At 69.5% G+C, this 23736-nt stretch carries 6 protein-coding genes and 2 pseudogenes; 3 read left to right on the top strand and 5 right to left on the bottom strand.

Annotated features, from left to right (window positions below; all coding sequences use genetic code 11):
- Positions 1 to 23 precede the first annotated feature (23 nt).
- On the bottom strand, positions 24 to 1733 hold the full coding sequence (locus ACSVC7_RS06080; protein ID WP_448203754.1) for an ATP-binding cassette domain-containing protein: 1710 nt from the start codon (positions 1731 to 1733) through the stop codon (positions 24 to 26).
- On the bottom strand, positions 1730 to 4828 hold the full coding sequence (locus ACSVC7_RS06075; RefSeq protein ID WP_448203753.1) for an ABC transporter substrate-binding protein: 3099 nt from the start codon (positions 4826 to 4828) through the stop codon (positions 1730 to 1732). The genes ACSVC7_RS06080 and ACSVC7_RS06075 overlap by 4 nt, the downstream gene beginning before the upstream one ends.
- A gap of 309 nt (positions 4829 to 5137) precedes the next feature.
- On the opposite strand from ACSVC7_RS06075, the pseudogene ACSVC7_RS06070 reads away from it, so the two are divergent.
- Positions 5138 to 7234 (top strand): annotated as a pseudogene (locus ACSVC7_RS06070) (Ig-like domain-containing protein); the annotation flags it as partial.
- Positions 7235 to 8820: 1586 nt separating this feature from the next.
- A complete protein-coding gene (locus ACSVC7_RS06065) occupies positions 8821 to 18735 on the top strand; it encodes a LamG-like jellyroll fold domain-containing protein (protein WP_483508081.1) in 9915 nt (3304 codons plus the stop codon).
- A gap of 77 nt (positions 18736 to 18812) precedes the next feature.
- Here ACSVC7_RS06065 and ACSVC7_RS06060 read toward each other — a convergent pair whose 3' ends face one another.
- Entirely contained in the window at positions 18813 to 20120 is a 1308-nt protein-coding gene (locus tag ACSVC7_RS06060) for a dicarboxylate/amino acid:cation symporter (RefSeq protein WP_448208607.1), read from the bottom strand.
- The gene (locus tag ACSVC7_RS06055) at positions 20113 to 21015 is read right to left on the bottom strand and encodes a substrate-binding periplasmic protein (RefSeq protein WP_448208606.1); all 903 of its coding nucleotides are present in this window, start codon (positions 21013 to 21015) and stop codon (positions 20113 to 20115) included. Before ACSVC7_RS06055 ends, ACSVC7_RS06060 begins: the two co-directional genes overlap by 8 nt.
- Before the next feature lie 774 nt (positions 21016 to 21789).
- On the opposite strand from ACSVC7_RS06055, the gene ACSVC7_RS06050 reads away from it, so the two are divergent.
- Positions 21790 to 23460, top strand: a complete 1671-nt coding sequence (locus tag ACSVC7_RS06050) for a methyl-accepting chemotaxis protein (protein WP_448208605.1) — start codon at positions 21790 to 21792, stop codon at positions 23458 to 23460.
- A 189-nt stretch (positions 23461 to 23649) separates the two neighbouring features.
- Here ACSVC7_RS06050 and ACSVC7_RS06045 read toward each other — a convergent pair.
- Positions 23650 to 23736, bottom strand: a pseudogene (locus ACSVC7_RS06045) (IS5/IS1182 family transposase); the annotation flags it as partial.

Here is a 23736-nt window from a genome sequence, read left to right as displayed (position 1 = left end):
GGCGTCGTGAGGGGCAGGGCGGGTCACGGGACGGCCTCGGCCAGGGGTTGGGGGGAGGCCGGCTGATTGGTGCTGGCCGGCTGGTCGAGACGGACCACGGTCCGCGCGCTCGACAGGATCACCGGGTCGTGCGAGACGATCAGCAGCGTCCGGCCGCGCCGCGCCAGCGCGATCAGCTGCGCGTAGACGATCTGCGCGGCCTCGCGGTCCAGCCCTTCCGAGGGCTCGTCCAACAGGTAGAGGGCGCCGTCGGCCAGCAGCGCCCGCGCCAGGGCGAGCCGGCGCCGGATGCCGGGCGACAGGGTGCGCCCGCCGTTCTCCAGCACCGCGTCCAGGCCCTGCGGGTGGCTGTCCACGAACCGCGCGAGGTCCGCCTCGGCGAGGCAGCGCAGCAGGTCGGCGTCGCTGGCGTCGGGGCGGGCGAGCCGCAGGTTGTCGCGCAGCGTGCCGGGCAGGAACTCCGGCTCCTGGGGCAGGTAGGACACGCGCCCGCGCCACCAGTCCAGCGACAGCTGCCGGACATCCACGCCGTCCGCGAGGATGCGTCCCCGCACCGGGTCGAGCAGCCCGGCGACGACCTTGACCAGCGTCGATTTGCCGGTGCCGTTCCGCCCGGTGACCACCACCACGCCGCCCGGCTCGATGTCGAGGTCCAGGGGGCCGAAGGCCGGCTCCTCCTGGCCGGGGTAGCCGAAGGCCACGCCCCGCAGGCTGATCTGGCCGCGCCAGTCGGGCAGGGTGCGCCCGCCTTCGCGCTCGACCGCGACCTCGGCGAAGCGGCGCGCCTGCGTCAGGGCGGTGCCCGCCTTGTGCAGCGACGCCCCCAGCTGGACGATGCGCCCGAAGGGCATCAGCACGCGCCCGGCGATCATGTTGGCGCCGACCAGCGTCGCCACGTCCAGCTGCCCGGCCACGACCTCCAGCGCGCCGGCCGCGACCACCGCCACGCCGAGCAGGCTCTGCACCACCTGGGTCAGCGATCCCCCGCCGAGCTGGATCCAGCCGATCAGCCGGCCCAACCCCTGCGCCTGCCGGTTCGCCGCCTGCCACAGCGCCATCATCCGGGCCTGACCGCGGAAGTGGCGGATCGTCTCCCCGGTGCCGACCGCCGCGCCGACCAGCGCGCCGGCCTGCGCCGAGGCCTGGGCGAACTGCGCCGTCGGGAGGGCCAGCCGCCGCTGGTCGCGCCACGCCTGGAGCGCCAGGGCCGCGCAGAACAGCGCGGTCACGGCGCCGAGCACGGGCGACAGCAGCGTCAGCACCGCCAGGACCGCCACCGCGAAGGGCAGGTCGGCCAGCGCCGTGATGCCGGCCGGCCCCAGCGCGCCGGCGGCCCGCTCGATCCCCCGCAGCAGATCCTCCTGGACGGCGGCCGGCCAGCCCAGCCGGTCGTTCTGGCGCGCGGTCAGCAGCAGCCCGTAGGTGCCCACGGCAAGCCGCCGCTCCTGGTCGCCGGCGATGGTCTCGGCGATGGACCAGCGCAGCTTGCGCAGCTGGTGTTCGGCCACGACCGCGAGGCCGACCCCGGCGGTCAGGGTCAGCAGCGTGCCGGTGACGCCGTTGCTGACGAAGCGGTTGAGGATCTGGATGGTGTAGAGCGAGACCGCCAGACCGAGCACGCTGATGAGCGCGCTCGCCGCGAGGACCTGCCCGGTCGCCGCCGGCGACCGCGCGAGCCGGGCGAGGATTTCACCCACGCCCGACACGGTGCCCGCCCGGCCTTTGACCATCATGCCGGCTGCTCCACCCGGCCGGCGGCGATGGCCGGAACGGCGGACGCCGGCTCTTCCTCCTCGCCCGGCGGATTGGTCCAGCGGATGCCTTCCTGGCAGAAGCGGTGCCAGACCGTCCGCCGCAGCTCATCCGACATCAGGACCCGGCGCGCCAGACCGGGGGCGGAGAAGGTCGCGTCGTAGCGCGCCACCCACACGCCGCCCGCGCACTCCACACCGACGAACAGGGCGCGCGAGACCGGCGCGCCGGGCGCGGTGATCTCCGGCAGGGTGTCCAGCGCTTCACGGACGATCCTCACGACCCGCTCCGGCTCGTACTGCGGGTGGGTGAAGAAGCTGACCCGCATGAAGGCGTCCTGGATGTCGCTCATGTTGTGGATTTCAGCTTCCGACACCTTGCCGTTGGCGAGCGCCATCATGTGGCCTTCCTCGGCGCGCAGGCGGGTCGTGCGCCAGGTGATGTCCACGACCTTGCCGACGGTGCCGTTCAGCTTGATCGTGTCGCCCACCTTGAAGGGCCGCTCCATGTTCAGGACGATGCCGGAGAACACGTTGGCGATGTTGGCCTGAACCGCCAGACCGATGATCATCGCCATCAGGCCGGAGGTGGCGAGCAGGCTGGTGATGGGCTTGGCGAAGACGAAGGCGACGATGCCCAGGATCGCCAGCACATAGACCACCAGCCGCGCGAACATGCGCACGACGTTGGGGATTTTCCGGCCGGTCTTCATCTCCAGCGGAACCCAGACGAACCGCTCCAGCGTGATGCCCAGCAGACGCGCCGGGACCAGCCACCACAGGGCGCTGTACACCGCGACGATGATGTCCACCGTGTTGGACGGGACGTTCACCAGCGCATAGTCGAGCGCCATGTTGCCGGCCGACATCAGCAGGAGCGGCCAGCAGATCGCCCGCAGCCCCAGCGTCTGCATGCGCCAGAACTGCCCGCGGTCCTTGCGGTCGAGCAGGCTCGCCAGGACGGAGCCGACCAGCGAGAAGATGGCGATGTAGATGAAGGACGAACTCGGCAGGTGGTCGCGGATGTCGAAGGCGTCGGCCTTCAGCACCGCGCCCATGTCGAGCTGCGAGAAGACCGGCTGCGGCTTGCCGAAGCCGACGAAGGCGGGGTCGCCCTCGGAAATGCGCTCGAACACGTCCTGGGAGATCCAGGCCCGCCCCACCGCCCAGCCCGGCGCGCCGGCCAGCGCGCGCAGCCGCGTGAGCATCTCGACCAGCGGGTCGGCGCCGCCGCCGGACTGGGCGAACCAGTTGGCGACGCGCCGGAGCAGCGAACCGTCCTCCGCGTTCCCGGCATCGGCCCGGCCGGCCTCGAAGGAGCTGGCCACCGCGTCCCGGAGGGCGCCGCCGGTGTTCAGGTTCATGCCCAGCACGTCGCTGACGTACATCAGGTTGTTCTGCGCCAGCGTGCGGTGGCGGAAGGCCACGCCGACCACATGCGTGCCGTAGACGCGCTCCGCCTGGGAATAGTTGGTGTAGAAGGTCCCCTTCAGGCGGTAGGACCGGTAGAGCATGTCCCCCGCCTGGACCTCGCGCTCGGGCTTTTCCAAGCGGATCGGCGTGACCGCGTTGTTGAAGACCACATCCTGCGGCGTGAGGTCGCCGCGCCAGCGGAACCACAGATTGAACGCGATGTCCACGGTGCCGGCGTTCGGGTCGAAGTTCGAGATCTTCTCAAGATTCACGCCGGTGTAGACGACGTTCGTCTTGTACATGAACCGGTCGTTGACGTAGAGCGCGCGCCCGGCGACCAGTTCCTCAAGATAGTTCCCGATGTTCTCCTCCCGAATGGGGGAGAGCTGGGTGAGCGATGCGATGAGCGAGGTGCCGTCGAACACGCCGACCACCGCCTTGGGCGCGGCGGCGCCCGCGGCGTCGAAGCTCAGCGGACCCAGAACGCCGTCGTGCGTCCGGCCCGGCTGGGCGAGCGCCGTGCGGATGCGCGCGCGCAGCGCCTTCATGTCCGAAAGGTCGCCGGTCTGGCCCCGGCGCAGGTTCAGCCCCTCGTGCAGCAGGCGGGCGCTCTCGTAGGCGGACGCGACGAGCCAGTCCGGCGGCACGCGGTGTGCCCGCATGTACTCGGCCCGGAAGGTCTGGGCAGTCTCGCCGGCCGTGTCGAACAGCAGCGGCGTGGTGGTCAGCGTGCCGTTCAGGCCGGAGGCCGGCGTGCCCTGCGCGGTCCAGCTCTCGCGGAAGGCGTCCAGGAAGGCGTTGGTGGCGAGGCCGCGCAGACCGAAGGCGCGGTTCTTGACCGAGCCCTGGCGCAGGGCGGCCAGCGCCTTGGCCGCCGGGACGGGATCGGCCAGCACGAAGACGCTGCCGGTGATGCGCTTGTCCCGGATCTCGGCGGCGATCTGGTCGAGCTGGGCCGCCGCATCCGGCGCCGCCGGATCGAAGTCCCAGCGGTTCAGGACGCGCGTTCCGAACCGCTGCATCACCTCGTCGAAGGTCTTGGCGAGAGCCTCGTCCTCGGGCCGGCGCTGGTGGATGATGGACACCATCTTCTCGCCCAGCACGTTGCGCACGTAGTTGGCGAGGAAGCGCGTCTCGAACGTCCGGTCGAAGCTGACGTGGAAGATGCCGGGCTCATTCTCCGGCGCGCCAGAGGAAGAGGAGGCGGTGCGCGGGGCGGGGGTCAGGGCCGGCACCCCGGCGGCGCGGTACACCTCGGCCGCGGCTGCGGCGGCCTCGCCCGACCAGTGCCCGACAACGCCGACGACGCCGGCCGCCGCGATCCGCTCCGCCGCCTTGCGGGCGGTGGCCGGATCGTCGCCGTCATCCACGGCCATGACGCGCAGGGGCATGCCGTTGACGCCGCCGGCGCGGTTGATCTGCGCGGCGAACAGTTCCGCCCCTTCGCGGATGGAACGGCCGAGCGCGGCGCTCGGCCCGGTCAGCGGCGCTACGACACCGATGCGGATTTCCGTGTCGGGGGTGCGGTCGAACGCGATCCGCGTGGCCAGCGAGAGCAGCACGGCCACAGTGCCGGCGATGCCCAAAAAGACCAGAAACAAGGAGCGTTTCGAGAGACCGGCGAGGCGCTCCCGCCAACGGACCTTTACTTCCTCCGGTGCCATGCGCTCGTCGCTCCTGTGCCCCAAGCCGCGCCACCGGCTCGATCAACGATCGGAAGCTGCGGCGCGACCTGCAATGCATCGAAAATTTGGTAGGATTTTCGTTTGCAATCTATCGATCTAGTCCATTCGGCGCAACGAAATAGAGTCCCAGCCGTACGGTCGGATGACTTCGGTTTCTCTTCCCGGTCAATGTTTCAAATCAGTAACAATCCGTTAAAGCGCTGCGAGATGTCACAGATTGTGCGGTCTCTTCGAATAACGTGTGCTCCGTTGACGGGCTGATGCGTTGGCGTATCCGCCATTTTACGGATGCGCGCGCAAAAGTTGCTTCCGGAACATCGCTCGACAAGATCACGCAATCGATTTAGTGTTGCGGAGATTTCCGGCATTGATGCGGCCGTCGGGCACCCCAATCAGCCGGCCGAGGCAGATCACCGCGGTGCGACGAAAAGAATGGAAGCCGATTTTTCCGGTTGGACGGTACCGCAGTCATTCCTCGATGCCATTACCGCGGGTGAGCGCGTTGCGGAGGAGCATGCCGGCGCGCGCCAGGAACTGGTGAAGTTTCTGGCCGAACAGGGCGTCACCGGCGACGAGGCCACCACGGTCGCCGATGGCGTTCTCGCCAAGTATCTCAGCGCGCTGGCAAGCGGCAGCTCGCCCGAGCAGGCGGCCGAGGAGGCGCGCGTCGCCGGGGTCGAGCATGCCCGCCAGATCGAAGCTCCGAAGGACGCCGCCCAGACCTTCGAACAGGCGCTGGCCAGCGGCGCCAACGTTACGGAGGCGTTGAGCAAGGTCGTCGGCAACGCCGGGGCGACGGAACTCGCCGCCGCCTTCGCCAAGGCCACTGCCGCCGCTCCGAACGGCGGCTCCTTCGCCAGCGAGCTTCAGGCCGCCGTTGCCGTGGCCAAGGCACTCCAGGACCAGAGCGGGGTGGCGACATCCGCGGCGCAGCAGCTCATCGCGTCCCTGTCGCTCGGCGGCACCGCCGCGGCGCAGGCGATCGAGGCGGCGGTGGCCGGTCTCTCTCCCGAACAGGCGGTTGGCTTCCTGGCCAACCTGCAGACGACGCTCGCGTCCGGCAGCAGCGCCGAAGCGGCGGTGGCCTCCGCGCAGCAGGCCGCACAGGCGGTGGCCGCGGCGGTCGCGGCCGGCGCCGTCCCCGTCGACGCGGCGGGACGTCTCGCCGCCGCGCTGGCCACGGGCGGGGCCGACGCCCAGGCCGTCGTCGCCGCGATGACATCAGCGCATGGAGAAGCCGGGGCCTCGGCCTTCGCCGAAAAGATGGTGCAGGCGCTGGCATCCGGCAGCAGCCCCGCGTCCGCCATCCAGGCCGCCATGCAGACGGCGTCCGCCACCTCGGCCGCCGCGGCCGCGAGTTCCGTTCCCATGTCGGAAGGCGACCGGCAGATCGCCGGCCTCGCCCAGGGGACGAGTTCGGCCGCCGGCGACAGCGCGCCTTTCGTCCAGGCGCTGGTGACCGCGTTGGCGAGCGGCCAGTCCTCCCAGCTCGCCATGAGCGAGGCGCGGGCGCAGTCCGACGCCGCATCGCGGCAGCAGAGCGATGTGTCGGTTCCGTCCAACCCCCTGCTGGCGGCGCTCGCGTCCGGCCAGAACGCAAACCAGGCCATCCGCGACATGGCGGCGACCACGGGGGGCGACGTCCGGGTGTTCGCGGCCGCCCTGTCGGACGCGCTCGCCTCCGGCACGTCCTTCACGAACGCGATGGAGGGCGCGCGCAGCAACGCCGATGCGGCCTCGACCCAGCTGGCGCAGGCGACCGGCCTGCCGGCCCCGACCCAGAGCGCCAGCGTGTCGCCGCCTGCGCCGGTGGTGGCATCGGACGCATCGCCGTCCTATTCGTCGCCCACATCGCTTTCGCCCAGCACGGCAGCACCGTCTCCTTCCCCGGCACCAGCACCGGCTGCCGCGCCGACCCCGACGCCGCCCGTGTCCATGACCGTGGCACCGACCGCCCCGGCTTTGGCCGAAATGACCTCCCCGGTGGCGGCCACCGCCACGGCGACACCCACGACGCCGGCGCCCCAGACCACGACGCCGACCAGTTCCCCGGAGGTGACGCAGGCTCGGGTGGAAAAAGCCGTGAATCACCTGCCGGAGGTGGCGGCGGCGCGGACCGTCGAGGTTTCCGCCCGCGCCAGCAAGGTCAGTCTGGGCGTCGCGGTGCCGACCGATGCGGACGGGGACACCCTGACCGTCACCGTCACCGGCGTGCCGGGACACGGCACTCTTCAGACTTCGGATGGCAGCGTCGTCGCGGTCGGGCGGACGCTCAGCCTGTCCGACTACGCGTCCCTCTCCTTCGTTCCGGCCGGCGGTTTCGCCGGCGACGCCGGAACCTTGTCGGTCGTGGTGTCCGACGGGCGCGGCGGCACGGCGGAGGCGAAGACCTCCATCCTGCAGACCTACCAGAACACCGCCCCGGTGGCCTCGGGCATGGCCTCCCTCAGCCCGGTGGCCGAAGATGTCACCAGCACGGACGGCGCCTCGGTGGAGTCGCTGTTCGCCGCGCGATTCTCGGATTCCGCGGACGTCGTGAACGGCTATGCGGGCGAACGCTTCGTCGGGGTGGCCGTGGTCGGCAACATGGCCACGGCAGGGCAGGGTGTGTGGCAGTATTCGACGGGAGGCGGCTGGGCCGCCGTGCCCACCGGAGCCGGTGAAGGCGCGGCGCTGCTTCTCGATTCGTCGAGCCGGCTGCGCTTCATCCCGGCTGCGGACTGGAACGGCACGCCGGGCAGCCTGACCGTCCGCGTCGCGGAGAGCGGCGACAGCTTTGCGTCCGGAAGCACGGTTGACCTGACAGGACGGGTAGGCGGCTCCTCGCACTTCAGCGCCGGCACGGTGACGCTGAGCACCCAGGTGCTTCCGGTCGGCGATGCGCCGACGACGACGGACACCGGGACGACGCTGGCGCGGACGGCGGAGGACGCGACGTCCCCGGCCGGTGCCACGGTGGCTTCGCTGTTCTCGTCCCTGTTCTCGGACGGTCGTGACGCCGTTGCGGGCGGCAGCAGCGCCGATTCCTTCGGAGGCGTCGCCATCACCGCGAACGCCGCCGGCACCTTGCAGGGCATTTGGCAGTATTCGACCGACGGTGTCCGCTGGACCGCCGTTCCAAGCGGCCTTTCCGATGGCTCCGCGCTGGTGCTGGACGCGGCGGCGCAACTGCGCTTCCTGCCCTCGGCCGACTGGAACGGCACGCCCGGAGCGTTGACAGCCCGGCTCTACGACAGCAGCGCGACCGTGGTTTCCGGTACGACGGTCAGCCTGTCGTCCGCCGCGAACGCCTCGGCCTTCACCGCCACGTCGGTGACGCTCGCCACCAGCGTCACGGCCGTGAACGACGCGCCGGTGGCTTCGGGCTCGGCGACGCTGGCCAGCGTCAGTGAGGACGCCACGCCGGCCGGGGCCACCGTGGCCTCGTTGTTCGCGGCGAACTTCTCCGACGTGGCGGACGCGGTGTCGGGCGGCAGCAACGCCAATGTGCTGGCCGGCATCGCCGTGGTCGGCAACGCGGCGACCGCGGCGCAAGGCGTGTGGCAGTACTCCAGCGACGGCGGGGCCAGCTGGACGGCAGTGTCCACCACTCTGTCGGCCAACGCCGCGCTGCTGCTGAGCGCGTCCACGCTGCTGCGCTTTCTGCCGGCGGCGGACTGGAACGGCGCGCCGGGCGGCCTGACCGTTCATCTCGCCGACGGCTCGACCACCCTCACGACCGGCGCGACCGCGAACCTGACGGCGACCGGCGGCGTCTCCGCCTACAGCGTGGGCACGGTGACGCTCGCCACCAGCGTCACGGCGGTGAATGACGCGCCGGTGCCCAGCGGCGATGGCGCCCTCGCTGGCGTTGCAGAGGACACGGCCAGCCCCGCCGGCGCCACGGTGGCGGCGTTGGTCGGGGGCTCCTTCTCCGACGCGGCGGACGCGGTGAGCGGAGGCAGCAGCGCCGACACTCTNCCGGCATCGCCGTGGTCGGCAACGCGGCGACGGCGGCGCAGGGCGTGTGGCAGTATTCCAGCAATGGCGGCGCCAGCTGGACGGCGGTGTCCACCACCCTCTCGACCAGCGCGGCGTTGCTGCTGGACAGCGCGGCCCTGCTGCGCTTCGTGCCGGCGGCCAACTGGAACGGCACGCCGGGCAGCCTGACCGTTCGCCTGGTGGAAGACGGCGCGACGGTCACCTTCGGCAGCACCGTGGACCTGTCGGCTGCTGGCAGCACCGGTGGGACCACGGCGATCAGCGCGGAGAACGTGGTGGTGGGCACCACGGTCAACCCAGTCAACGACGCGCCGGTGGCTGCGGGCTCGGCGACGCTGACCAGCGTCAACGAGGACGCCGCGCCGGCCGGGGCCACCGTGGCCTCCCTGTTCGCGGCGAACTTCTCCGACGCGGCGGACGCGGTGTCGGGCGGGAGCAGCGCCAACACGCTGGCGGGCATCGCCGTGGTCGGCAACGCGGCGCGGATGACGTCGGGGCAGGGGGGGTGGCAGTATTCCGTCACCAGCGGCGTGTGGCTCGACATCCCGGAGACCGTCTCCGACGGCGCGGCGCTGGTGCTGGACAGCACGGCCAAGCTGCGCCTTCTGCCGGCGGCGGACTGGAACGGCACGCCGGGCAGCCTGACGGTGAAGCTGATCGACAGCTCCGGCACGGTCACCGCCGGCACGACCATGAACGTCAGCTTCGGGACCGGCGGCGCGTCGACGGTCAGCGCCGGCACGGTCACGCTCGCCACCAGCGTCACGGCCGTGAACGACGCGCCGCTCGCCTCGGGCAACGCCACGCTGACCAGCGTCAACGAGGACGCCACGCCCGCCGGAGCCACCGTGGCCGCCCTGTTCGCGGCGAACTTCTCCGATGTAGCGGATGCGGTGAGCGGAGGCAGCAGCGCCGACGCGCTGGGCGGCATCGCCGTGGTCGGCAACGCGGCGACCACGGCGCAAGGCGTGTGGCAGTACTCCGGCAACGGTGGGGCCAGCTGGACGGCGGTGTCCACCACTCTGTCCGCCAACGCTGCGCTGCTGCTCAGCGCTTCCACGCTGCTGCGCTTCGTGCCGGCGGCCAATTGGAACGGCACGCCGGGCGCTCTGACCGTCCATCTTGCCGATGGCAGCACGACGGTGGTCACCGGGACCACGGTGGGCCTGTCCATGGTCGGCAGCACCGGCGGAACCACGCCCTACAGCACCGGATCGGTGATGCTCGCCACTGGCGTCACGGCCGTGAACGACGCGCCGGTGGCTTCGGGTTCGGCGACGCTGGCCAGCGTCAGCGAGGATGCCACGCCGGCCGGGGCCACCGTGGCCGCCCTGTTCGCGGCCAACTTCTCCGACGCGGCGGATGCGGTGAGCGGAGGCAGCAGCGCCAATGCGCTGGGGGGCGTGGCGGTGGTCGGCAACGCAGCGACCGCGGCGCAGGGTGTGTGGCAGTATTCCAGCAACGGCGGGGCCAGCTGGACCAGCATCGCCACCACTCTGTCCGCCAGCGCCGCGCTGCAGCTCAGCGCGTCCACGCTGCTGCGCTTTCTGCCGGCGGCGGACTGGAACGGCACGCCGGGCGCTCTGACCGTCCATCTCGCCGACGGCAGCACGACGGTGGTCACCGGCGCCACGGTGGACCTGTCCACGGTCGGCAGCACCGGCGGGGCCACGCCCTACAGCACCGGATTGGTGACCCTCGCCACCAGCGTCAGCCCGGTCAACGACGCGCCGGTGGCCTCGGGTTCCGCGACGCTAACCAGCGTCAACGAGGACGCCACGCCCGCCGGGGCCACGGTGGCCTCTCTGTTCGCGGCGAACTTCTCGGATGCGGCGGATGCGGTGTCGGGCGGGAGCAGCGCCAATGCGCTGGGCGGCGTGGCGGTGGTCGGCAACGCGGCGACGGCGGCGCAGGGCGTGTGGCAGTACTCCAGCAACGGCGGGGCCAGCTGGACCGTGGTGTCCACCACTCTGTCCGCCAACGCTGCGCTGCTGCTCAGCGCGTCCACGCAGCTGCGCTTCCTGCCGGCGGCGGACTGGAACGGCACGCCGGGTGGGCTGACCGTCCATCTTGCCGACGGCAGCACGACGGTGGTCACCGGGACCACGGTGGACCTGTCCACGGTCGGCAGCACCGGCGGGACCACGCCCTACAGCACTGGAGCGGTGACGCTCGCCACCGGGATCACGGCGGTGAACGACGCGCCGGTGGCTTCGGGCTCGGCGACGCTGGCCAGCGTCAGCGAGGACGCCACGCCGGCCGGGGCCACCGTGGCCTCCCTGTTCGCGGCGAACTTCTCCGACGCGGCGGATGCGGTGTCGGGCGGGAGCAGCGCCAATGTGCTGGCCGGCATCGCCGTGGTCGGCAACGCGGCGACCACGGCGCAGGGCGTGTGGCAGTACTCCAGCGACGGCGGGGCCAGCTGGACCAGCATCGCCACCACTCTGTCCGCCAACGCTGCGCTGCTGCTCAGCGCTTCCACCCTGCTGCGCTTCGTGCCGGCGGCTAATTGGAACGGCACGCCGGGCGCTCTGACCGTCCATCTCGCCGACGGCAGCACGACGGTGGTCACCGGGACCACGGTGGACCTGTCCACGGTCGGCAGTACCGGCGGGACCACGCCCTACAGCACCGGGGAGGTGACGCTCGCCACCGGGATCACGGCGGTGAACGACGCGCCGGTCGCTTCGGGCTCGGCGACGCTGGCCAGTGTCAATGAAGATGCCACGCCTACTGGGGCCACGGTGGCCTCTCTGTTCGCGGCGAACTTCTCGGATGCGGCGGATGCGGTGTCGGGTGGGAGCAGCGCCAATGCGCTGGGGGGCGTGGCGGTGGTCGGCAACGCAGCGACCGCGGCGCAGGGCGTGTGGCAGTACTCCAGCAACGGTGGGGCCAGCTGGACCAGCATCGCCACCACTCTGTCCGCCAACGCTGCGCTGCTGCTCAGCGCTTCCACGCTGCTGCGCTTCCTGCCGGCGGCGGACTGGAACGGCACGCCGGGTGGCCTGAGCGTGCATCTCGCCGATGGCAGCACGGCCGTGGTCACTGGGACCACGGTGAACCTGTCCACGGTCGGCAGCACCGGCGGCAGCACGCCTTACAGCGCTGGGGCGGTGACCCTCGCCACCAGCGTCACGGCGGTGAATGACGCGCCTGTGCCCAGCGGCAATGGCACCCTGGCTGCCGTTGCGGAGGACACAGCCAGCCCCTCCGGTGCCACGGTGGCGGCGTTGGTCGGGGGCTCCTTCTCCGACGCCAAGGACGCGGTGAGCGGAGGCAGCAGCGCCGACGCGCTGGCCGGCATCGCCGTGGTCGGCAACGCGGCGATGGCGGCGCAGGGCGTGTGGCAGTATTCCAGCAATGGCGGCACCAGCTGGACGGCGGTGTCCACCACGCTCTCGACCAGCACGGCGTTGCTGCTGGACAGCGCGGCCCTTCTGCGCTTCGTGCCGGCGGCCAACTGGAACGGCACGCCGGGCAGCCTGACCGTTCGCCTGGTCGAAGACGGCGCGACGGTCACCTTCGGCAGCACAGTGGACCTGTCGGCGGCGGGCAGCACCGGTGGGACCACGGCGATCAGCGCGGTGAACCTGGCGGTCGGGACCACGGTCAGCCCGGTCAACGATGCGCCGGTGGCTGCGGGCTCGGCGACGCTGGCCGGTGTGGGAGAGGATTCCTGGCCCAGCGGCGCTTCCGTGCAGGCGCTGTTCGCGGCCAACTTCTCCGATCCGGTGGACGCGGTGAGCGGAGGCAGCAGCGCCAACGCGCTGGGCGGCGTGGCGGTGGTCGGCAACGCGGCGACGGCGGCGCAGGGCGTGTGGCAGTACTCCAGCAACGGTGGGGCTAGCTGGACCAGCATCGCCACAACGGTGACAACCGGTTCCGCGTTGCTGCTCAGCGCGTCCACGCTGCTGCGCTTCCTGCCGGCGGCGGACTGGAACGGCACGCCGGGTGGCCTGAGCGTGCATCTTGCCGACGGCAGCACGACCGTGGTCACCGGCGCCACGGCGGACCTGTCCACGGTCGGCAGCACCGGCGGGGCCACGCCCTACAGCACCGGGTCGGTGACGCTTGCGACCAGCGTGAGTCCGGTGAACGACGCGCCGGTGGCCTCGGGTTCGGCGACGCTGACCAGCGTCAGCGAGGACGCCACGCCCGCCGGTGCCACCGTGGCCTCCCTATTCGCGGCGAACTTCTCCGACGCGGCGGATGCGGTGACGAACGGCAGCAGCGCCAACACGCTGGCCGGCATCGCCGTGGTCGGCAACGCGGCGCGGATGACGTCGGGGCAGGGGGGTTGGCAGTATTCCATCACCAGCGGCGTGTGGGTCGACATTCCCGAGACCGTCTCCGACAGCACCGCGCTGGTGCTGGACAGCACGGCCAAGCTGCGCTTCCTCCCCCTGGCGAACTGGAACGGCACGCCGGGCAGTCTGACGGTGAAGCTGATCGACAGCTCCGGCACGGTCACCGCCGGCACGACCACGAACGTCAGCTTCGGGACCGGCGGCACGTCGGCGGTCAGCGCGGGCACGGTCACGCTCGCCACCAGCGTCACGGCCGTGAACGACGCGCCGGTGGCCTCGGGCAACGCCACGCTGGCCTCGGTCGCCGAGAACACGACGAACCCCACGGGAGCCACCGTGGCGTCCCTCGTCGCGACCAGCTTCTTCGACGGCAAGGACACGGTCACCAGCGGCAGCAGCGCCAACACGCTGGCCGGCATCGCCGTGGTCGGCAACGGCGCCGCCACCGCGCAGGGCGCTTGGCAGTATTCCATCGACGGCGGTTCCACATGGACCACCATCGCCGCCACGATTTCCGACGCCTCGGCGCTGCAGTTGGACACGGCCGCCAGGCTGCGCTTCGTGCCGGCCAACGGGTGGAACGGCACGCCGGGCAGCCTGATGGTGCGGCTGATCGACGGCAGCGCCACCTTCACCGACGGCACCACCGCGAATCTCTCCACCGCGGGCAGCGGCGGCGGGACGGCCGCGATCAGCGGCGAGGCGGTGATGATCGGCACCTCCGTCACCACTTCGGGCAGCGCGTCCACCGTGGCCCTGTCCACGCCGGCGACGCTGGCCAGCGCGAACGAGGACTCCACGCCCAGCGGAGCCACGGTGTCGTCGCTGTTCTCCGCCGGAGCCTACGGCATCGGCACGCTGAAGGGCGTTGCGGTGGTCGGGAACGGAGCCTCGGCCCTCACCCAGGGCGCATGGCAGTATTCCACGGACGGAACCACCTGGATCACCATCGACCAGACGGTTTCCAACGGCTCCGCCCTGCTGCTGAACGCCTCGGCCAAGCTGCGCTTCCTGCCCGACGCGGATTGGAACGGCACGCCGGGCAGCCTGATGGTGCGCCTGATCGACGAGAACCACGCGACGGTGACCTCGGGAACCACCGCGGACCTGTCGGGGGCCGGAGCCACCGGTGGCTCGACGGGTTTCAGCGCTCAAGCGATCGTGCTGGGCACCAGCATCACGGCGGTGAACGACGCGCCGCTCGCGGCCGGGGCGGTGACGCTGGCCGCGGTGAACGAGGACTCCGCGCCGGCGGGGGCGACCGTGGGATCGCTGTTCACCACCAACAAATATGTGGCGGCGAACTTCTACGACTCCACCGACAACGTGATCGGCGGCAGCAGCGCCAACACGCTGGCCGGCATGGCGGTGGTCGGCAACGCGGCGACATCGGCGCAGGGCGTGTGGCAGTACTCCACCGACAGCGGCGCGCACTGGACCGACATCTCCGCGACGGTGACGACCGGCTCCGCCCTGCTGCTGAGCAGCGCGACGCTGTTGCGCTTCCTGCCCGCCGCCAATTGGAACGGCACGCCGGGCGGGCTGACCGCGCGCCTCGTCGACAGCAGCATGACCGTGACGTCCGGCACAACGGTCGACCTGTCCGGCGCGGGCGCCAGCGGGGGCTCGACAGCCTACAGCACGGGCAACGTGACGGTCGGAACGTCGGTCGCCGGAGTGAACGACGCGCCGGTGGCGTCCGGCTCCGCGACCCTGGCGGCGGTGACCGAGGATGCGTCGCCGTCCGGCAACTGGGTGTGGTCGCTGTTTTCGGGCAACTTCTCCGACCCGGTGGACACGGTGGCGGGCGGCAGCCCCGCCCATTCGCTGGCCGGGGTGGCGGTGGTCGGCAACGCGGCGACGACGGCGCAGGGCGTCTGGCAGTACTCGCTCGACAGCGGCTACAGCTGGACGAGCATCGGCAGCGGCGACCTGACCGGCTCCGCCGTCACGCTGGGCATATGGTCCAAGCTGCGCTTCCTGCCCGCCGCGAACTGGAACGGCACGCCGGGCGACCTGACGGTGCGGCTGATCGACAACAGCACCGGCGTGTCGGCCGGGTCCACCATGGACCTGTCGGGCGTGGGGGCCACCGGCGGGACAACGGCGATCAGCGCCCAGGGCGTGGCGCTCTCCACCTCGGTCATCGCGGTGAACGACGCCCCCGCGATCGCGGTCAACAACGCCGAAGCCGTGGCGCGCGGCGGCAGCGTGGTGGTGTCGAACAACAACCTGCACGTCACCGATCCGGACAACACCGCGTCCCAGCTGACCTTCACCGTCGAGCGGCTGCCCACGCACGGCACGCTGAAGCTGAACGGCACCGCGCTGGGGGGCAACGACACCTTCACGCAGGACGACATCGACAAGAACAAGATCACCTACCAGAACGACAACAGCACCAGCAGCACGGATTCCTTCACCTTTTCCGTGCGGGACGGCGTCGGCGGCGTTCTCTCCACGCAGCAGTTCAATTTCACTGTCGGCAATTCGCCCGGTGCTGCGCCGACGAACATCGTGCTGTCGCCGAACGTCACGCTGAGCAGCGGCGGCTACACGGTCGCCGGGGGGCACGCGCTGGTTGGCGGGCTGGGCGGTGCCGCAGGCTATGGCGAGACCACGCTTCCCCACGCCGACGACACCTATTGGCAGGTCGACGTGTCCTCCGTCTTCGCCAACGGCTTCAGGCTGGGCGGCACGACCTACAGCGCCGCGACGCAGTTTTATGTCGGGAGCAACGGCTACGTCACCTTCGGGACGGGGCGCAGTGATTTCAACTCGTCGGGCATCGCGTCGGTCACGACGCCGATGATCGCCGTGCATTACACCGACATCGACACCTACAATGGCGGAAACATCTACGTCGACGCGGACAGCGCCACCCACACCGTGACCGTGACCTACAAGGACGTCCACGCCTTCAACAGCGGAGTCACGTCGGCGAATTCCTACCAGATCCTGTTGCACGATCTGGGCAGCGGCGATTTCGCCATCGAATACCGGTACGACACCCTTAACTGGGGAGGGTCGAGCGGCTACGGCACGGCCGGCTGGACCGCCGGGAACGTGACGCCGAAAATCTACGGTGAAGTTCAGGGGTCCGGCACGGCCAGCTTCGTCAACAACACGGGCTACAGCAACATCGGCCAACCCGGCGTCTATGTCTGGGAGGTGCGGGACGGCGGCGTCGGCGACACCGTCACCGTGCAGGAGAGCACGGCCGTGGGAACGGTCATCGCCAACCTGTCGGCCACCGACGCCACGGCGGGCGACACGCACAGCTTCTCCATCGTCAACTCCGACGGCCGGTTCGAGGTCTACAAGAACGGCAGCGCGTGGGAACTGCGCACCGCCGCCGCGCTGGATTACGAAACAGCGCCCGGTCATGCCTATTCCGTCACCATCCGGGCGACGGACAGCACCAACCTCTATTACGACAAGACCTTCTCGATCGGGGTCGCCGACGCCAACGACGCGCCGGTGATGGACGGCACGAAGACCGGGGTCCTGACCGCCGTCGCCATGTCCGACGCCAACCCAACGGGCACCACCATCACGGCCCTGGTCCCGGCCAGCAGCGTGACCGACCAGGACGGGGCGAAGAACGCGTCGGTGGCGATCACGTCGGTCGACGACGCGCACGGCACATGGCAGTACAAGCTGGCCGGCAGCGGAAGCTGGACCGGCATCAACGGCGGCACCCTCGGCGCGTCCAACGCGCTGCTGCTGCACGACGCGGATGAGCTGCGCTTCCTGCCGAGCGCGGGGTGGAGCGGCACGGCCAATGTCACCTATCGCGCCTGGGACGAGTCCACCGGCACGCACGGGACCTACGCCAGCACGACCGGCAACGGCGGCACCACGGCCTTCAGCACCGGCACGCAAACGGCGACCGTCACCGTCAACCCGGTCCCATCCGGCTTCCCGGTGCAGGAGAGCTTTGCGTCCACACCCGCCGGCTGGTCGTTCCACGGGGTGAGCACCGTGACCGGCGGTGACCTCCGGCTGACCGACGCGGTCAATGCACAGGTGGGCGACGCCCTCTACAACAGCGCCATCGACCTGAAATACGGCCTGCACGTGTCGTTCGATTACTACTCCGGCAGTGGAACCGGCGCGGACGGCCTCACCTTCTACATGATCGACGGATCGGTGACGAACCCGACCCAGGGCGCCTCCGGAGCCGCGCTCGGGTATGGCTACGGCGGCAGCACGCCGGGCGTCTACAAGGCCTACATGGGCATCGCCTTCGACGAGTTCGGGAACTTCCTGTCCAAGGATCTCTGGAACGGGGACGGGCTTGGGACCGGCTGGGGCGTCTATCACGACTACGTGTCGATCCGCGGATCGGCCACCCAGACCAACAGCAACGCCAGCGCCGGCGAGTACAAGTACATCAACGGCAGCGCGGTGGACGTCAGCGCCTTTGGCGGTGTCGACGGCGGCTGGCGCAAGGTCGATCTGACCGTGGACGGCAACGAACACGTCACCCTGTCGATGAGCTGGGACGGCGGCGCGACCTGGCACACGCTGCTCAACGATTTCGACTTCGGAGCGCAGAACGTCGGCTACACCATGCCCTCGACGGTGAAGCTCGGCTTCGCCGCCTCCACCGGCGGGGCGAACGACAAGCACGAGATCGACAACCTCGTCGTATCAATTCCCGGCAGTTCCGGACTTCCCATCGGATCGGGCAACCATGCCCTGAGCTTCGACGGAACCTCCTCGCAAGTGACGGTCCCATCCACCGCGGGCCTGTCGCCCACCGGCGCGCTGTCGCTGGAGGCGTGGGTGCAGGTTGCGGGGGCCGGCGCCGACAAGACCATCATCGGCAAGATGAGCGGCACGTCCGACCCCATCGGCTATCGCCTCGCGCTCGACGGCACCGGCACCCACGCCCGGTTCGAGGTCGGCGACGGCGTGGGCGGCGCGGTCGGCGTCGACGGCGCGACCTCCATCGCCGACGGCGGCTGGCACCATGTGGCCGGCGTCTATGACGGCACCAAACTGACGCTTTATGTGGATGGAAACGCCGACGGCAGCACCGCCATGGGCACGAACGGCCTGGGCGCTTCCGCGGCCAACCTGACCATCGGCGGTGATGCCGCCAACCGCTTCTTCACCGGCGGCATCGACGAGGCGCAGGTGTGGTCCACCGCCCGCAGCGCCGCGGAGATCGCCGCGGACCGCACGCACCGGCTGCTGGGCGGCGAGAAGGGGCTGGCCGGCTATTGGAAGTTCGACGAGACGTCGGGCGGCACGGCCCAGGCCTCCAACCCCGGCGCTCCGTCCGGGGCGATCAGCAACGCGACCAACCTCGACCAGGACTCGGTCGCGGTGACCAGCGGTTCGGCGTTCAAGGGGATGGTGCTGGGCTATGACCCGGAGGGAAGCGCGCTGTCCTACAGCAACGGCAGCGCGCCGTCGCATGGCACGCTCGCCGTCACCAGCGCGGAAAATGCGGCCACGCACAGCTATTCGGAGTACGCGTACACCTACACCCCGAACAGCAACTACCACGGGCAGGACAGCTTCACCGTCCATGTGAACGACGGGACCAACACGGTCACCCACACCGTGAACGTCACCGTCGTGTGAGCCCCACGCTCAGGGAATTCTTATCCGCATGATGGATGCGTTTTGCGGCCTTTCGGGCCGCAAAACGCATCGTATTCTCAGACCGTTTCGGCGATACCCTGGCGGGTCGGCTCGACGGGAGGGAGGTCCAGTTCCTTCCGCGGGCGGGCGCCCGGCCGGTCCTTGCCGGACTTCTCTTCAATGAAAATCGGCGCGGTCGCGATGCCGAAGGCGCCGAGCAGGGCCAGCATCGGGTTCACGATCGGGTCGATGAGCATCATCATGACCAGCGACGCGTCCGCCGGCAGGCCGATCGGGTTCAGAACGCCGCTGAGAAGCGCCAGCGGGCCGCTGAAGCTCTCGTTGTCCAGCGCCGGCGACGCAAGCAGGCAGCCGAAGAAGAGGATGACGATGTCGGAGATGGTCAGCGGGTGGCCGTAAAGCTCAGTGACGAACAAGGCCATCACGATCATGAAGACGATGTTGCCGATCTTGTAGAGGCTGGTGGAGAGCGGAACGAGAAGCTGCGCGCTCTCCATCGACACGCCGAGCTCCTGGACGCCGCGGATGATGGACGGCATGGCCGCCAGTTCCGAGTGGGAGGACGCCGCGATGATCATGCCGTCCCGCGTCGCCCGGAACAGGCGGCCCGGCGAGACCCGCCCGCGGATGCAGGCCGCAATGGTCAGGAGCGCCATCACCGCGGCGGTCGAGAGGGCGAAGGCCAGGATCAGCTTTCCGGCGCTGGCCAGCGAAGCCCAACTCAGGGTCGCGGCGTTGCTGGCCATGATCGCGAACATCCCGAAGGGCAGACCCTTCAGGACCCACTCCATGATCGAGATCAGCGCGCCGTTGATGACGTCGACGAGCCGCAGCGCGTCCTCGCCCTGCCGTTCCTCCAGCAGCCCGAGCGCCAGCCCGAGGAGGATCGAGAAGGTCATGATGGCGAGGATGTGGCCCTTGGACGCGGATTCCACGATGTTGGCGGGGATCATCGAGGAGAAGAAGGCCCAAAGCCCGCCTGGCGCGTGCGGCGCCGCCTCCGTGTCCGTCATGGCCTGCGCGATGGCGCCCCGGTCCGCGCCGTCCAGGCCGGAGCCGGGGGCGACGATCACCGTGATGACGAAGGTCACGACCCCGGCCACCGCCAGGGCCAGCGCGAAAAAGCCGGCCGACCGCAGCATGACGCGGGCGCCGTCGCCGTTGATGACGGTCTTGCCGACGCTGCTGATCAGGGCCGTCGCCATGATCGGGATCACCGTCATCTGCATCAGCGTCAGAAACAGCTCGGCCAGCGGCTTCAGCTCGTTTCCGGCGGCCGGGACGATCAGGCCGAGCGCGATGCCGGCGGCGATGGCGCCGAGAAGGCCCCAAGTGCCGGTAACGACTTCGAAAAGCTTACTCATGTCCGCTGTTTCCCTTGCCCGGTTTCCGGCCCTGGTCGAGGAAGCGCCCGGTCAGCGCCGCGAGGCTCCCGTTGTCCGCCGCTGCCGCCAGATACTGGTTCAGCCATTCCTGGAGCATCGCGTCTTCGGGATGGACGCCGATGGCGATGGGGTCAGTGCCGCCGGGAATGAAGAAGGTCTGGACATAGAGGCCCCATTCCGGAAAGGGCCGGTCCTTCTGCCAGGGCTGCTTGCGATTGTAGGAGTCCGAACAGGTCTCGTCGCACAGGAAGGCCTGAATGGTGCCGGCCTGCAGGTCGGGCGCCGCCTCGCGGTGCCGGGCGTAGGTGCGCAGCGTGGCGTTCGGGAACAGTTCGTGGGCGAACTGGGCATAGGCGCTGCCCTGGTTCGCGCCGATGACGATCTCCGGACGGTCGAGCTTCCCGACGTCGGCCGCCGTTTCGACGTCGCCGACGGTCTTGATCCGGTTGATCATGACCGCCTTGCGCAGCCGCACGTAGGGCCGCGTGAACCGGATCGCCTTGGCGCGCTGCAAGGTGACGCTGAGGGCGGAGATGATCAGGTCCGCCTTGCGCTCCGCCAGCATGGCGGGCAGTTCGTTGAAATTCGCGGTCGTGCGGATGAACTCGACCTTCACGCCCAGCTTGCTGGCGATGTCCTCCGCCAGCTTGACGTCGATGCCGTCCAGGCTGCCGTCGTCCTTGGTGAAGATGAAGGGCGGCAGGTCGTGCTGGTAGGCGGCCACGCGCAACGTCCCACGGGTGACGATGCTCTGGATGTCCGGAGCCATGTCCGTTGCGGCAAACCCGGTTGCCGGCGTGCCGAAGGCCACGCAGAGGAACCCGAGCAGCGCCAGGAAAGCGGCCAGGACAACGGCCTGGAAGTCGGAATGCATGCGCCGCGCTCGCGCCGAGCGACGGGGTGCGAGGGTGGGGGTTTCAGGAGATGCGGTTCGGGAATAATCGGGATGGTTGCCGACCAGTCCGGCGCTAAAACGGAACGCTGTCATACGCAAGGCCATGATGGTTCTACCAAGCGAAGGTATGTGATGTCATCGAGGATGCCTCTTTCGGCCCGTCAGAATATTTGACATGACGTCAGTGACCTCACGGTTGATGGTCGGCGTGGAAAAGGTTTTAAAGAAACGCAAAGGCAACATGCTTTGGTGTGATCTTTGCTTTGATAAACCTGTAGTTGCCTGGACGCTATGTCTCAGCATTCTGGAACGAGGATGCTTTTATGGATTTATCCATCCGGCACGAATCCGTCATCGGTGGGATGGAGTTGACTTTCCCGCGAATGTTGTGGTCTGTCATTTGTGAACACACATCCAAGTGGCTTTGATCGGTGGACGCCAAGTCACCGATCAGAAGAACAGCGTTCCCAGTTCACTCTACGAAAGTTTATTCCGACTTTATCACGAAAGCGTTAAGAAGCCGCTGCGGTCTGCATCAAGAGCGATCGGTTGTTGGATAAAGCGCTGCCGTGCAGAAATTGAAAATGTGCTCTGGCTGGTAGGGCTTTTGCGGATTTTACGGAATGGGCGATCCCATTCTTGAGAATTTGTTCATGGCGGAGGCGCTACGGCTGGCGCGGGCCGGCCTGCCCTGTGGAGGGGTGTGGCGATCGGTGATAAAGGTGTCGGTGGTCGCCATCGTGAGGATCACCCGTGAAGATCGCGCAAAAGCTCGGCATCGGCTTCGGTGTCATGTGCCTCCTCGTGCTTCTGCCTCTGTTGTACGAAGCGCACCGCATCGATGGCGTCCTGGGCGTCGTCGACGAGGTGTCGCGCCATGACACCGATGCGACGGACCTGCTGAAGGAAATCGCCGTGCTGCAGGCGGATTTGCGCGGACAGCGGGAACGCGCCCTGGCCGAATCGGCAATGGCCCGGGACGAGGCGCGTCCGCCGAATCTCACCCCGTTGCAGCAGCGTTACCGGGCCGACGCGGACAAGGTCCGTGTGTTCGTCGAGCAACTCCGGTCCCTGGCGGCGAACAGCGCGGCGGAGCCCATCTCGCCCGAGCGGGAGCGGCTGTGGAAGGGACTGATCGAGCGGGCCGACGCCCTGGGCGAGGCGTTCCAGCGCATCCGGACGGAGGCCACGACGCTGTTCGACCTGCTCCAGCAGGGGCGTGACCGGGACGCGCGCGCGCTCCAGCCACAGATCGACGCGCTTCGCGAGACCATCGACGCGAACATCCGCAGCGGCGGCTACAGCACCCGCGCCTTGACCCAGGCCGGTCAGGAACGCGTCCGGGAACTGTATCAGGAGTTGCTCCGCTCCGTGCTCCTTGCCGGCGGCATCGCGATCGCCGCCGCGATCCTCATCGCCCTCCTGACCAGCCGCACCATCACCACCCGTCTCGCCACGGCGGTCGCGCTCGCCGGGCGGGTGCGGGACGGCGACCTGACACAGGACGTCGCGACCACCGGTTCCGACGAACTGGCGACGTTGGGCACGCACCTCAACGCCATGACGGCCAAGCTGCGCATGGTGGCGTCCTCCACCCGCATCACGGCCGAGAGCGTGCACGCGGCCACGGCGCAGATCCGCGCCTCCACGCAGCAGCAGGCGGCCAGCGTCGCCCAGCAGCTCGCCGCGGTGGAGCAGACCACCGCGACGCTGAGCGAGATCACCGAGTCGGGCGCCCAGATCAACCGGCGCGCCCAGGACGTGGCGCACAGCGCCCAGGCGGCGGCGGCCAGCGGCGAGACCGGGCTGAAGGCGGTGGAGGACACCAATCAGGCGATGGACGCCATCCGCGAGCAGGCCGAAGCGGTGGCCGAGAACATCGTCGTCCTGTCGGAGCGGACCCAGGCGATCGGCGAGATCATCCTGACCGTGAACGACATCGCCGAACGTTCGCACCTGCTGGCGCTCAACGCCGCCATCGAGGCCGCCGCCGCCGGTGAGCACGGCCGGACCTTCGCCGTGGTGGCCAGTGAGATCAAGAGCCTCGCCGATCAGGCCAAGGAGGCCACCGCCCAGGTCCGTTCCAACCTCAGCGAGATCCAGCACGGCATCAACTCCTCGGTCATGCTGACCGAGGAGGCGGTCAAGCGCGTCGGCGCCGGCAAGCGCCAGACCGACGCCACCCAGGCGACCATCCGCGACCTCGCCGAAAGCATCCAGGAGAGCGTGCTGGCCTTCCAGCAGATCGTCGCCGGCACCAACCAGCAGCAGATCGGCCTGGAGCAGGTGACCCAGGCCCTCCGCAACATCCGCGAAGCCGGCAGCCAGACCGCCGCCGGAACCCGCCAGTTGGAAGGCGCCGCCGCCAACCTGAACGAGCTTGGCCAGGGGTTGGTCGACACGGTTCAGTATTACCGGGTGTGATACGGCTGGAAAATGATCGCTTCCATCATTTTTCAACCGTGAAACCCGGCAGATCCCTTGGGCCGGCAGGACATTGCCGGTGGCAATGTCCGAGAGGCCAATGCGTTAGCATTGATCGAAAGGGTCATGCCGGCGGCGCCTTCAGGTGCCGACGGTATGACGCCGCGCCGACCGGGTTAGAGCGTGTCGTCAGTTGAGCCAGATGACAGCCGAGACGAGGTAAACGGCGGCCAGAAAGGTGCTGGCAAGCTTGTCGTAGCGTGTGGCAATGGCCCG

Source organism: Azospirillum mesophilum (assembly GCF_053470405.2).
This window is presented reverse-complemented; position numbering and strand designations above follow the sequence as displayed.

What these genes read in the sequence shown, in the direction of transcription:
- ACSVC7_RS06080 (WP_448203754.1), bottom strand. Translation starts at nt 1,733, where the DNA reads ATGATGGTCAAAGGCCGGGCGGGCACCGTGTCGGGCGTGGGTGAAATC.
- ACSVC7_RS06075 (WP_448203753.1), bottom strand. Translation starts at nt 4,828, where the DNA reads ATGGCACCGGAGGAAGTAAAGGTCCGTTGGCGGGAGCGCCTCGCCGGT.
- ACSVC7_RS06060 (WP_448208607.1), bottom strand. Translation starts at nt 20,120, where the DNA reads ATGAGTAAGCTTTTCGAAGTCGTTACCGGCACTTGGGGCCTTCTCGGC.
- ACSVC7_RS06055 (WP_448208606.1), bottom strand. Translation starts at nt 21,015, where the DNA reads ATGCATTCCGACTTCCAGGCCGTTGTCCTGGCCGCTTTCCTGGCGCTG.